The following is an 11,930-nucleotide window of genomic DNA, read 5'->3' as shown; positions in this document are numbered from 1 at the left end:
GACGAGTATTTGAACTGGATTCATCCACCTTTTATCTCCGTTGACGAGTATTTGAACTGGATTCATCCACCTTTTATCTCCGTTGACGAGTATTTGAACTGGATTCATCCACCTTTTATCTCCGTTGACGAGTATTTAAACTGGATTCATCCACCTTTTATCTCCGTTGACGAGTATTGGATACTCATGCAAATTCCAGCAATTTTCACAAGCGTGGAATATACATAATTGTAGGGGCACAATATATTGTGCCCCTACGCGTGTAGTCTATTCAATTGAAAACCGCTGTAATCCTTAGCCAGATGCAACCTAATTAATCTTAATTTCCGATTTTTTCTTGGCAACCTGAGCTTAAATCAAAGCTTTGACATTCTCTAGCTTCCAGCAATTGCCTAACCGTATTACCAGGCTGACAACTCATCAAAGTTCCCGCAACCGCAGCCAGTGTAACAACAGTAGCTAGTCCCAACAAAGTGGCTCGTTTTCTAGGTTTGATTGTCTTGATTAAATTATCTATCCCAGTCGCACTACCAACAACCTCAATTGTCCCAAGTGCTTTTAAAGCAATAGCCGCATTAGCATAGCGACGTTTTCGGTTACGTTCCACCATTTTCATCAACCACCACCGGAAACGCGGACTGATTTGAGGAATTAATTGCTGGAAATTAAAGCGATAGTTATCATCAATTAATTTGCCAATCTCAACAGAACGGGTATTAGTAAGTAAGCAAATTAGTGTTGCTCCTAAACTATATAAATCTGATGCCTCAGTCAGAGAATGACCAAACTGTTCTTCTGGTGGCATAAAACCTGGAGTTCCTGCTATCAAGCTGCTTAGAGCTACTTTCGCACCCTGTATTCTAGCCAACCCAAAATCAACCAGATAAGCATTTAGTTCTTCATCAACCAAAATATTCTCTGGCTTAATATCCCGATGAATAATTGGGGAAACTTGCTTTTGCAGATAAACCAAAATTTCTAAGATTGAGAGAGCAATTTGCTTAATTTCTTCAGGATTAAAGCTGCATTTTAATCCCAAGGATGGGGCATTTTTATATTCCTGTACCAGATAAAAAGCCCCTGGCATTTCAAAGGAATCTATATAGCGAGGAATGCGGGAATGATTGAGTTGTTGCAAGATTTCAATTTCGCGCTGATATGCTTTCACACCTGATAAATCAGCACCTGCACGAGCAAAACAAAACTCTTTAATTACCACCTGTTGATTAGAGTTGAGGACATTAGCTAAGTAAGTAATGCGTCCCCCTTCTTGGTTGCGTCCTAGTTCGCTGATGACTTGATAGCCAAGTTCTGAAAAATCTGGATGGTGATTTAAGGGAATTACCCTTTTATCTCGATTACGCACATCAAGCTCCATTTCACACACCATACGAGTTTGATTCTGTCAAGGTGCAATTAAAAGATTAAGATCCACTCACCCAGATTGTTAGCCCCATTTTTACCTTGCTTGGGCTAATATATATCGGCAGAAAGGCGAAATTATCACCTTTGCGCTAGCCAATCGACAATCTGGGCATTGACAACATCTGGAACCTCATCGTGAGGACAATGACCGGCATTGGGAATGGGAACAATTTTGATATCTTTGCCATTCTCCCGTGCCTTTTCGTAAATCTTGGCCCCGGTAATTGGTGTCCAGGGATCGTCAGCACCCCAAATTACTAATAAAGGATGTTCTACTTTGGGCAAAAGTTCCTCTGGACTTGGACCAGGAGGGGCTGTGAGAATAGATGCGAAGACTTGTTGCGCTCCTGAATCGCAAGAAGGAGTATAAAGTAAATCGACTAATTCATCGGTGACGGCTTCACGGTTTCGGTAAACTTGGTAGAGGGTGCGGCGAATTTGGGCTTTTTGGCGGATGCGGTTAAAGACTAATTTACCTGTAATTGGCGATCGCACAAACCGATTAAAAGTTGCCATCACCATCCGTAGTGGCGGGTTCAATTCGTGGGGACGATGACTCAACCCACCCGCAGAGTTAATTAAAATACCGCCAGCAGCAATTTCTGGATGTTCTACCAGTACAATCAAGCTCAGAAGTGCGCCAATGGAGTTGCCAATAAATACAGCAGGTTCTTGGATGTGTGCTGTGCAAAAATCTTTCAGCAGTTCCACCCAAACTTCCACACTGTAATCAATGGCCGCTTTATCAGAACCGCCAAAACCTAAAAGGTCTATGGCAAATACCTGGTAGCCAGCATTAGCTAAGACTGGGATATTTTTGCGCCAGTGTCCAATGGAAGCACCAAAGCCGTGAACCAGTACCAAAGGGCGTCCTGTACCCATGACAGTGTACTGAATTTTGTAACCCTGCCAAGTCCAAATGAATTTTTCAAAGGCGTCTTGGGTTGTAAGCTGTTGTGTAGTTACAGTCATTATTAAGATTAATAAAGTCTTTCTTCAAATATACTAATGTTCTCTGACCTAAAATGAAGTCTGAACAAAATGCTATTTTGAAATCAGTCCCAGTTGAGTTAAAGTCTTTGCCCTATAACCTATTTTGAATTGGAGCGTACCCCTTTGGGGAAGCAAGCTACGCGCAGCGTCTCGGAGAGAAGCGACCATGCATGACCCTTTCTGCTAACCAACTCAAGACCGAAATTATCTACCCCAGCTTTGATGGTAAACCAATAGCTGAGAGCGACCCAGCACGGGATTATCTAATTTATGCTGTAGAAGCCTTAGACATTTATTTCCAAGACCGAAATGATGTTTACGTATCAGGGAATCTATTTGTTTACTACAAAAAGGGCATTCCTAGTGCTGTGATTGCTCCTGATGTCTTTGTGGTATTTGAGGTAGACAAGAAAAAGCGCGTCAGCTACAAGGTTTGGGAAGAAGGGGGTAAAGTCCCTAATTTTATTTTGGAAATCACTTCTGCAAGCACCCAAGAAAACGATGAAGAGGATAAACCCAAGAAATATTCACTTTTAGGTGTGCAAGAGTATTTTCAGTATGACCCAACCGGAGATTACCTCAACCCACGACTAAAGGGTTCCTATTTATTTGAGCGCAAATATCAACCCATTACATCCAACTTTTTACCCGATGGTGTCTCGTCTTTTCACAGTGAAGTATTGGGTTTAGACCTCAGATTGATTGACGAAGAATTGCGGTTTTTTAACCCCCAAACTGGGAGAAAACTGTTAAGTCATAAAGAAACAGAACAAGCGCGACAAGAAGCAGAACAAGCGCGACAGGATGCAATACCTAGATTATTGGAATTAGGCTTGAGTATAGAACAGATTGCCAGTACTCTTAGTTTATCGGTGGAAGAGGTGGTACTTATTTTATCGTTGGATCTGGGGAGACGTTTTCTTGAGAGTGATAGGTAAAAATTTCTATAATTGAAATTACGATCGCTCTGTGGTGAGAACGCAGTAGTAACCTCAATGCCTGCAATAAAGCTGACATCATTGATAATGAAGGTAGGCGTTATCTTCACATAAGTTTATGTTTTTAACTTGGTTAGACAGCAACTCTTGGCTGCTGGAAATCGGCGGAAAACGAGTATTAATAGACCCTTGGCTGGTTGGTTCGTTAATTTTTAGCAATTTGGATTGGTTTTTTAAAGGTTCGCGATCGCAAGAGCGCCCGATACCAGATAATATCGATCTGATTCTGCTGTCTCAGGGTTTAGAAGACCATACTCACCCACCAACGCTCAAGCTGCTCGACCACAGCATCAAGGTTGTAGCTTCTCCCAATGCAGCTAAGGTAGTACAGCAGTTAGGTTACACCCAAGTAACAGTATTGGCTCATGGTGAAACTTTCACTTTAAATAATCAAATTGAAATCAAAGCTTTCCCTGGCTCTCCAATTGGCCCCACTTTGGTAGAAAATAGTTATCTCCTCAAAGAATTGGAGAGTGGTTTAACTGTATACTACGAGCCTCATGGGTATCATTCTCCACAACTTCAGCAAGCTACACCTATCGATGTAGTGATTACACCGTTTATTGATATGACGCTACCTTTGCTTGGGTCGATTATTAAAGGACAAAATAGTGCTTTAGAAGTCGTAAAATCATTACAGCCTCAAGTAATAATACCTACTGCGGCTGGTGGTGATGTGGCGTTTGAAGGATTCCTGATGAAATTCATTCAAACTAAAGGAACTGCTGAGGAATTTCGCTCGTTACTTGAGAAAAACAATCTTGCGACGAAGGTACTCGAGCCGAAACCAGGCGATCGCTTTGAACTACGCTTAGAAAAACGAGCATTAGCAATCTAATGAGACTAGATAGTGGTTGCCGACATCCGACCAATATTTAAGGGATTATCTACATTAGAAAGAGCTAATTAAATAAATGCCTAGCCGTCGCCAATCGTTTTCACAGGTTGGCGTTCTCATGATTACTCGTGGAGTTCACCATCTGCAAAATATGCTTAATCTGGATTTCTCTAATTCCGGTTATGTAAGCTGTTTGGTAAAAAAATCTAAAAATCAACCGAAAATATCCTGAAGCCTCACCCCGATAAAGCTGTGCTTTATCTCTCCTCTCCTTACTAAGGACGAGGGGTTAGGGGTGAGGTTTTGATATGTACCCATTCGTAAGAAATTAAGATAAAGTCCCTTTTGTCAACCAGTTAAAATACTCAAAATATTATTATTAATAAAAATGATAATCGCGTATGAGGAGAGACGGATGGAAAATTATGGGATTGCATCCGAAATCTGGTTATTTGAAGATGTAGTATATTTTATCCACATAATGAAGCCCCATGAAGCGAAATTTATTTAATGTAATTGCTCTTTTAGCAACATCTACTTTAGTTGGGATTAATAGCCCTGCTAATGCTACACCTAGCAGTTATCAGAAAAGCTGTAACAATATCTCAGTTTTTGGCAACGTTCTCTCAGCTAGTTGTAGCCGATCCAATGGTTCGTTCAAGAAAACTTCAATAGTCTTACGGGGGATTGAAAATATTAACGGTACTTTCAAAGTGACTGACCCTGGTAAAGTTAGCAATTATCAGTTCACTTGCCAGAATATCCGCATCAAAGGAAACTATTTAAAAGCTGCTTGTAAAAGTAGAAATGGCACACTTAAGTGGACTTCAATAGTCTTGCAAGGAATTGAAAATATTAATGGTGTGCTGAAGTATAGTAGCAGTCCCTGAATTGATAATATTGGCATAAAAATAGATTATAATGCCTAGCTGTCGCCAATCCTTTTCATAGGTTGGCGTTCTCATGATTACTCGTGGAGTTCACCATCTGCAAAACAGCCTACTTAATCTGGATTTTTCCAATTCAGGTTAAGTAGGCTGTTCGGTACAAAAATCTAAAAATTAACCGAAAATACCCTGAGGGGGCATTGCATCTTGATATCGGTAAAAGGTCTAATTAGAGGTTGACCCTTTAATTTAGAAGGCTTGATTGTAATGAAGACCCTCCCCGGATTGCTATTTGTACTTAGCTTCATGGTAGTAGCTTGCAGTCCGTCTCCAGATAAAACGGTGTCTTCCAATCCTGAAGTAACAACCACTCCAGTTCAAGTAGGACAAAAGACACAAAATAAGCCTTTAGTTGTAACGACAGTCGCTCCTTTAACCAATATTGTGAGTAACATTGCAGGCGATCGCTTAGAAGTTAAGGGTATTATTCCAGAAGGAACCGACTCCCATACCTTTGAACCTCGTCCCAGTGATTCTGATTTGCTATCCAAAGCTAATTTGATTATCGCCAATGGGTTGCATTTGGAATCCCCAACAGAAAAACTAGCAAAAGCCTCGAAGCCTAAAGAAACTAAAATCTTTGAACTAGGCAGTAATACCATTACTCAAGATCAATGGCTTTTCGACTTCAGCTTTCCCAAAGAAAAGGGTGATCCCAATCCGCATTTATGGGTAAACCCCAAGTATGCTGAGGCTTACGCCAAACTAGCCGCCCAACAGTTAACTACTTTAGATCCTGCTGGCAAAGATTATTACGCTACTAATCTCAAAAATTACTTACAACGTCTGGATGCCTTAGACAAGGCAACACGGGAAATCGTCGCCAGTATTCCCGCCAAAAACCGTAAACTTTTGACCTACCATGATTCTTGGGCGTATTGGGCTAGAGAGTATGGTTTTCAAGTAATTGGTGCGATTCAACCTTCAGATTTTAAGGAACCATCCGCTCAAGATGTCGCAAAGCTAATTGACCAAATTCGCAAAACAGGCGTTCCAGCAATTTTTGGTTCTGAGGTCTACCCCAGCAAGGTAGAAGAACAAATTGCCCGCGAAGCAAAGATAAAAACTGCCAACACTGCCGATGATGAGTTACCTGGAACAGGTTCAGCTAATGCAATGGAAAACACTAATCCTGAGCATACTTATATTGGGATGATGGCTAACAATATGCGAATTATCGCTTCTAATTTAGGAGGAAATCCTGATTTAGTGAAGAACTTGAACACTGGAAATGTTGTTGGACCAACAGCAACTAAGTAAGATTAATAAAATAAGTACAGCAGAATTCAGAAGTCAGAATTCAGAAGTAAAACACGCTTTCTACCTGGCTTTTAGACGAATCGTTATGTAGTTCACCAATTTGAAATCTGCTGTATATGCAACCAATACTTGAAGTTAGAAATTTAACCTGTGGTTATCAAACCCAGCCAGTGTTTAGGGATGTTAATTTGACGCTTTATCCTGGTCAACTTACTGGTTTGGTAGGGCCTTCTGGGAGTGGTAAAAGCACTTTAATTAGAGCGATTTTAGGATTAGTTCATCCTTGGGCTGGAGAGATTTGGTTTCGAGGAAAGCGTTTAAAGCCAGGAGTATCACCAAAGGCGGTGGGCTATGTGCCGCAGGTGGAAACGGTGGATTGGACTTTTCCAGTTACGGCTCTGGAAGTGGTGATGATGGGGCGTTACCAAAAGCAGAAGGTGTTGCCTTGGTCTTCGCGGCGCGATCGCCAAGTTGCCAGCGAACTCCTGGAGCGCGTCGGGGTTGCCCATGTTGCCCATCAACCGATCGGTAATCTATCTGGTGGGCAACAGCAAAGGGTTTTTATTGCCCGTGCTTTAGTAGGAGAACCAGAAATAGTCCTTTTAGATGAACCCACCAGCAGTTCCGACTTGCACGTTCAACACGAACTATTGCACCTATTAGCTGATTTAAATCAGAAAGGCTTGACAATTATCCTCTCCACCCATGACCTCAACTCGGTAGCGACTCATCTACCTTGGGTGGTATGTTTCAACCACGGTTTAATTTGTCAAGGTCAACCTATCGATGTCTTCAGTCCTGCAAATCTTCGGCAGACTTTTGGTGGAGAAATGGTAGTTTTCCACCAACAAGACCGAATCTTGATCGCTAGCGGTGGTACTTCCCTACGTCATCAAATGCAAGACAACTTGCCGGAAGTATTGAAAAACTTTAAATAAAACATAGTCAAATATAATCAAATGAATTCAGATACCTGAAACATAGTATATTAATTTGAGATTAAAAGTAATCATCATGCGGCAAGTAGAAAAACATTTAATCAAAGATGGGCATGAATGGTTTGATTATTGTGCTAACATCACCACAATTTCTCGACAGCTTTATAACACGGCTCAATTCACACAACGCCAAGGGTTTTTCTATGGATGGGGGACACAATCACAGGCTAAATTAGATATTTTATTTAAACAGCATGATAGCTATAAAGCATTACCAGCTAAGGTAGCTCAACTGGTCTTCAAACAAAATGGAGACGCTTGGATAGCCTACTACAAAGCTTTGGCAGCATATAAACTTAACTCAAATAAGTTCACAGGTAAACCGAAACCACCTAGTTATATTGATGACAAAAATCTAGTTAAATTTAACAATCAGGCTATTGGCAAGAGAGAGTTTAACAAGGGTTGGATAGTTCCTTCAATGTCACCAATCAGCATTCCGGTAAAGCCTCTTTTAAAGTTTGAGAATTTGTGCGAAGTGCGAATCATGCCAAAAACCGGATGCTTTGTTGTTGAAGTGGTTTATGAAATACCAGAAACGAGTGAGTTCTTTTGCAGTCTTAACCCTCAACTAAATGCAGCGATCGATATTGGGCTTGATAACTTGGCGACAATTGTTTTCAATGACCTAACAATTCAACCAATCGCCGTAAATGGGAAACCATTAAAATCAGCTAACCAGTTCTACAACAAGCAGATTGCTAAATTCCGAGGGTTCCTGCCTCCTGAAAGAGGTTCATAAAAGCGGATTGCAAACATAGTTCGTAACCGAAACAATTTTCTAGATTCCTACCTGCATCAATCCACGAAAATGATTGTGAACGAATTTTTGTACTTAGGAGTAACTCATGTGTCAATAGGAAAAAATGAACAGTGGAAAACTCATCTTAATTTAGGGAAACGGAACAACCAGAACTTCACCCAAATACCGCACGCTAGATTTATCGAAATGCTGACTTATAAATTAGAACGAGTTGGCATTACCGTTAAGGTTACAGAGGAATCCTACACTAGTCGGGCTTCAGCAATTGATTGGGACATTATCCCAACTTATGACCCTAACAATAAGGTAAACCACATTTTCTCAGGAAAGCGTGTTAAACGTGCGTGGTATCTGAGTAAGGATGGTTTAAAGATTCATGCCGATCTTAATGGTGCATTGAACATCGGCAGAAAAAGTAATCCCGAAGGGTTCGACTGCAACAAGTCTATTCTAAGGGATAGGGGATGTCTGGTAGTACATCCAAGGCGGATAACTCCACTATTTAAACGTGACTACGCCAAAAGTAGAGTTGCTCAAACCTAAATTTTAAATGTCTGACTATACTTGACTATAAAATTTGGAACTATTGCGTGCAAGATAATTGTCACTGAGCCATATCAGCTTGCTTTTACAAACAAAGGCAGGAGGCAGGAGGAAAGAAGTATTTAGGACTTACGCATTGACAAAAGCACAAATTTAATACTGAATATATCTCTTCTCCTCTGTACGCAGGTATCGAACCATCAGAAAGCTACTCAAAGAAAGCGCAGTCAGTGGTGCTGGGTTGAAGCTGGTATGGGCTACAGTTACTAGAGTGTGAGTGCAATCATCAAGTATCAGAAAATTATCAGGAGGAAATGATGGCAGGCAAATTAGACGCAAAAGTGGCAATTATTACAGGTGCATCTTCAGGAATTGGGGCGGCGACGGCGATCGCTCTTGCAGAAGAAGGCGCACACGTGGCGATCGCGGCTCGTCGAATCGAGCGATTGAATGAAATTGCACAAAAAATTGAAGCGGTTGGTGGAAAGGCTTTACCGATTGTCACGGATGTCAGCGATGAAACCCAAGTGAACTCACTGGTGCAAAAGGTCAACACAACTTTAGGACGAATCGATATTCTTGTGAATAATGCGGGCGTTGGAGGATTGGGAACGATTGAGGATGGCGATTCAGCAGAGTGGCGGCGACAGTTCGACCTGAACGTTTTGGGATTGCTGTATGCAACTCATGCGGTTTTGCCTATCTTCAAAGCACAGGGCGTTGGGCATGTGGTCAATCTTTCATCCGTTGCCGGACGGATTACGCGGGCAGGCATGGGTGTGTACAGCGCCACCAAATGGGGCGTAAATGCGATTTCAGAAGCTCTGCGGCAGGAAGTTCATAAAGACAATATTCGTGTCACCATTATTGAACCTGGTCTGGTTGCCACCGAATTTATCGACAATATCACCGATCCGGCTGCGAAACAGGCGCTCGAAGCCCGGTTCAAAGCCGTCACTCCGCTGCAACCGGAAGATATTGCACGGGCGATCGTCTATGCTGTTACCCAACCGCCTCACGTCAACGTGAATGAAATTTTAATCCGACCAACGCAACAGGAATAAGACATCGCTTGCACTACCCATGAGCTTTTGGCTCACCATGATTTTTCCTATTACCAGCGATCGCCTCCGTGGAGCATCTGGCGTCGTCCTTGCTTCAATCCTCTGTCTCCTGCCTTTGTTGATAAAAATATGGATTTTTTACTAGCTCCCTTTCGCTACGAATTTTTTAGCCGTGCCATTTTAGTAGGCATGATGGCAGGGCTATTATGCGGCATTATGGGAGTTTATATTACAACTCGGAGAATGAGTTACATTGCCCACGGTTTATCTCATGCGATTTTGGGGGGAGCCGTGCTGAGTTATGTACTGGGCTTGAATTTCTACATTGGCTCTGGGATTTGGGGTTTTGCAGCTGCCCTGCTGATTCAATATTTGACAGGACGCAAAATATACTCGGATGCAGCTATTGGAATTGTCACAACTGCTAGCTTTGCTTTAGGAGTAGCTGTGATCAGTAGCTATCGCAAGTTTAGCCAAAACTTTGAAGCCGCTTTGTTTGGCAATGTGTTGGGCGTTTCCCCTAATGATTTGTGGGTAGTGACGGGTGTGACGATTGTCTTACTCAGTCTGGTTTTCTTGTTTTATCGCCCGTTGCTATTTTGGTGTTTTGACCGAGAAGTTGCTCAAGTTCATGGCGTACCCGTTTTTGCAATGGATACTTTATTTGCTTTGATGTTGGCAACTTTACTAGTGGCGACACTGAATGTGTTGGGGGTAACTTTGATTATTTCAGCCGTGGTGATTCCGGCATCAATTGCGCGATTAGTGAGCGATCGCTTTGCTTATCTGATGATTATTTCCGGGATTTTAGGAACTGCGATTTCGTTTATAGGCATCTACTTCAGCTACTACCTCAATATTGCCTCTGGAGCTAGTGTAGTGCTACTTTCAACCGCCATATTTGCCTGTGTGTTGCTCACCAGGAACCTGCAAGGACGATATAAACGCCGTCTCCCTCCCCTCTCTACAAAACACCTCCCTTAGTACAGTTTTGTGTAAAGGCGTAGCTTTTTTAATGCAGGGCGACACATTAACAATACGGCCGACGCATTGGCATTGCATCGGGATGCATTGGCATTGTATCGAGATGCATTGGCATTGTATCGGGATGCATTGGCATTGCATCGGGATGCATTGGCATTGTATCGGGATGCATTGGCATTGTATCGAGATGCATTGGCATTGTATCGAGATGCATTGGCATTGTATCGAGATGCATTGGCATTGTATCGGGATGCATTGGCATTGCAAGGTATTGCCAAATTTAATTCGCTACAAATTAATCAAATGCTGTACTTAGCAAGAGTTAGTCTGGATTTAATGCGGAATTTTTATTTACATTATTTGGCACATAAACCTCTCTGATGGGAAAGGGAATTTGAATTCCTGCTTGCTGGTAGCGTTTGTGTAATTTTTTGACAAATAGATGTTTACCAATACGTTGGTCAAAGTATTCACTTACGCGCATATATAACGTAAAATCTATACTAAAATCATTAAAAGTATGAAATCTGATATATGGTTCACTTTCTTTTAATTCCGGTGCAATTTCTTGCATGACTTCTTTAGCAACTTCTACAGTTACTCTTTCAACTTCTTCCAAATCGCTATCATAACTTACACCCACATCCATTGTTAAAGTAATTTCCTTTGCGGGTAAATGATAGTTTGTGAAAATTGCAGAAGACAACTTAGAATTAGGAACAATGACTACATTATTGGAAATTTCTTTAATTGTCGTATTCCGCCAAGAAATATCTATAACATATCCCTCATGTCCAGCATCTAATTTCACATAATCTCCAGTTCTCACTTGCTTAGAAATAATTAAGTAAAAACCAGAAAATAAATTTGCAAGTGTGTCTTGAAGTGCTAAACCAACTGCTATACCACCAATACCTAAAGTTGTGATTATCGGTGTAATTTGAACACCCACTGTTTGCAATACAATTAATGTTCCCAAAACGAAAACAGTAGCCTTAGCAAGGTTAGAAATTAGTGATGTAGGTAAGGATTCAGGTGGCAGAGTATTGACAAGGGGGACACTTGAGGGGGAGTATCACAAATATGAACCAAAACCTGCCTCAAGATATAGACCGAG

The 11,930-nt window shown here is 41.5% G+C and carries 13 protein-coding genes and 1 pseudogene; 11 read left to right on the top strand and 3 right to left on the bottom strand.

From position 1 onward, the window contains the following. Nucleotides 1–228: hypothetical protein (locus V7L12_RS32025; RefSeq protein WP_335090593.1), on the top strand; the 228-nt coding region annotated here is incomplete at its 5' end. A 91-nt stretch (nucleotides 229–319) separates the two neighbouring features. Here the strand turns inward: V7L12_RS32025 and V7L12_RS32020 are convergent. Continuing rightward, nucleotides 320–1,378 carry a serine/threonine protein kinase gene (locus tag V7L12_RS32020; protein ID WP_335090592.1) on the bottom strand — a complete coding sequence of 353 codons (1,059 nt, stop codon included), beginning with the start codon at nucleotides 1,376–1,378 and terminating at the stop codon, nucleotides 320–322. 125 nt (nucleotides 1,379–1,503) lie between these two features. Then, nucleotides 1,504–2,397, bottom strand: coding sequence for an alpha/beta fold hydrolase (locus tag V7L12_RS32015; RefSeq protein ID WP_335090591.1), 894 nt, complete (start codon nucleotides 2,395–2,397; stop codon nucleotides 1,504–1,506). A gap of 191 nt (nucleotides 2,398–2,588) precedes the next feature. Here V7L12_RS32015 and V7L12_RS32010 point away from each other — a divergent pair, with 191 nt between their 5' ends. The 10 genes from V7L12_RS32010 to V7L12_RS31965 all read left to right on the top strand — a co-directional run bounded on the left by V7L12_RS32010 (nucleotide 2,589) and on the right by V7L12_RS31965 (nucleotide 11,194). Continuing rightward, complete coding sequence (locus V7L12_RS32010; protein ID WP_335090590.1) at nucleotides 2,589–3,356, top strand: Uma2 family endonuclease; 768 nt, start codon at nucleotides 2,589–2,591, stop codon at nucleotides 3,354–3,356. A gap of 118 nt (nucleotides 3,357–3,474) precedes the next feature. Further along, the gene (locus V7L12_RS32005; protein ID WP_335090589.1) at nucleotides 3,475–4,254 is read left to right on the top strand and encodes an MBL fold metallo-hydrolase; all 780 of its coding nucleotides are present in this window, start codon (nucleotides 3,475–3,477) and stop codon (nucleotides 4,252–4,254) included. Nucleotides 4,255–4,745: 491 nt separating this feature from the next. Beyond that, on the top strand, nucleotides 4,746–5,144 hold the full coding sequence (locus tag V7L12_RS32000; RefSeq protein WP_335090588.1) for a CVNH domain-containing protein: 399 nt from the start codon (nucleotides 4,746–4,748) through the stop codon (nucleotides 5,142–5,144). 264 nt (nucleotides 5,145–5,408) lie between these two features. Further along, entirely contained in the window at nucleotides 5,409–6,461 is a 1,053-nt protein-coding gene (locus V7L12_RS31995; protein ID WP_335090587.1) for a metal ABC transporter substrate-binding protein, read from the top strand. 116 nt (nucleotides 6,462–6,577) lie between these two features. After that, entirely contained in the window at nucleotides 6,578–7,399 is an 822-nt protein-coding gene (locus V7L12_RS31990; RefSeq protein ID WP_335090586.1) for a metal ABC transporter ATP-binding protein, read from the top strand. 76 nt (nucleotides 7,400–7,475) lie between these two features. Beyond that, nucleotides 7,476–8,201: a hypothetical protein gene (locus V7L12_RS31985; RefSeq protein ID WP_335090585.1), complete on the top strand. Its 726-nt coding sequence runs from the start codon at nucleotides 7,476–7,478 to the stop codon at nucleotides 8,199–8,201. Between the two features lie 6 nt (nucleotides 8,202–8,207). Next, the gene (locus V7L12_RS31980; RefSeq protein ID WP_335090594.1) at nucleotides 8,208–8,765 is read left to right on the top strand and encodes a transposase; all 558 of its coding nucleotides are present in this window, start codon (nucleotides 8,208–8,210) and stop codon (nucleotides 8,763–8,765) included. Nucleotides 8,766–9,079: 314 nt separating this feature from the next. Continuing rightward, nucleotides 9,080–9,829 carry an SDR family NAD(P)-dependent oxidoreductase gene (locus tag V7L12_RS31975; RefSeq protein WP_335090584.1) on the top strand — a complete coding sequence of 250 codons (750 nt, stop codon included), beginning with the start codon at nucleotides 9,080–9,082 and terminating at the stop codon, nucleotides 9,827–9,829. A gap of 27 nt (nucleotides 9,830–9,856) precedes the next feature. Beyond that, nucleotides 9,857–10,813 (top strand): metal ABC transporter permease, encoded by a 957-nt coding sequence (locus tag V7L12_RS31970; RefSeq protein WP_335090583.1) that lies wholly within the window; start codon nucleotides 9,857–9,859, stop codon nucleotides 10,811–10,813. Nucleotides 10,814–10,879: 66 nt separating this feature from the next. Further along, entirely contained in the window at nucleotides 10,880–11,194 is a 315-nt protein-coding gene (locus V7L12_RS31965; RefSeq protein WP_335090582.1) for a hypothetical protein, read from the top strand. On the opposite strand, the pseudogene V7L12_RS31960 reads toward V7L12_RS31965, so the two are convergent. Further along, nucleotides 11,136–11,846, bottom strand: a pseudogene (locus tag V7L12_RS31960) (mechanosensitive ion channel family protein); the annotation flags it as partial. The gene V7L12_RS31965 and the pseudogene V7L12_RS31960 sit on opposite strands and share 59 nt — an antisense overlap. Nucleotides 11,847–11,930: the final 84 nt, after the last annotated feature.

Source organism: Nostoc sp., from assembly GCF_036918245.1.
Taxonomy (GTDB): Bacteria; Cyanobacteriota; Cyanobacteriia; order Cyanobacteriales; family Nostocaceae; genus Nostoc.
This window is presented reverse-complemented; position numbering and strand designations above follow the sequence as displayed.

What these genes read in the sequence shown, in the direction of transcription:
- V7L12_RS31990 (WP_335090586.1), top strand. Translation starts at nt 6,578, where the DNA reads ATGCAACCAATACTTGAAGTTAGAAATTTAACCTGTGGTTATCAAACC.
- V7L12_RS31995 (WP_335090587.1), top strand. Translation starts at nt 5,409, where the DNA reads ATGAAGACCCTCCCCGGATTGCTATTTGTACTTAGCTTCATGGTAGTA.
- V7L12_RS31985 (WP_335090585.1), top strand. Translation starts at nt 7,476, where the DNA reads ATGCGGCAAGTAGAAAAACATTTAATCAAAGATGGGCATGAATGGTTT.
- V7L12_RS31975 (WP_335090584.1), top strand. Translation starts at nt 9,080, where the DNA reads ATGATGGCAGGCAAATTAGACGCAAAAGTGGCAATTATTACAGGTGCA.
- V7L12_RS32000 (WP_335090588.1), top strand. Translation starts at nt 4,746, where the DNA reads ATGAAGCGAAATTTATTTAATGTAATTGCTCTTTTAGCAACATCTACT.
- V7L12_RS32020 (WP_335090592.1), bottom strand. Translation starts at nt 1,378, where the DNA reads ATGGAGCTTGATGTGCGTAATCGAGATAAAAGGGTAATTCCCTTAAAT.
- V7L12_RS32015 (WP_335090591.1), bottom strand. Translation starts at nt 2,397, where the DNA reads ATGACTGTAACTACACAACAGCTTACAACCCAAGACGCCTTTGAAAAA.
- V7L12_RS32005 (WP_335090589.1), top strand. Translation starts at nt 3,475, where the DNA reads ATGTTTTTAACTTGGTTAGACAGCAACTCTTGGCTGCTGGAAATCGGC.
- V7L12_RS32010 (WP_335090590.1), top strand. Translation starts at nt 2,589, where the DNA reads ATGACCCTTTCTGCTAACCAACTCAAGACCGAAATTATCTACCCCAGC.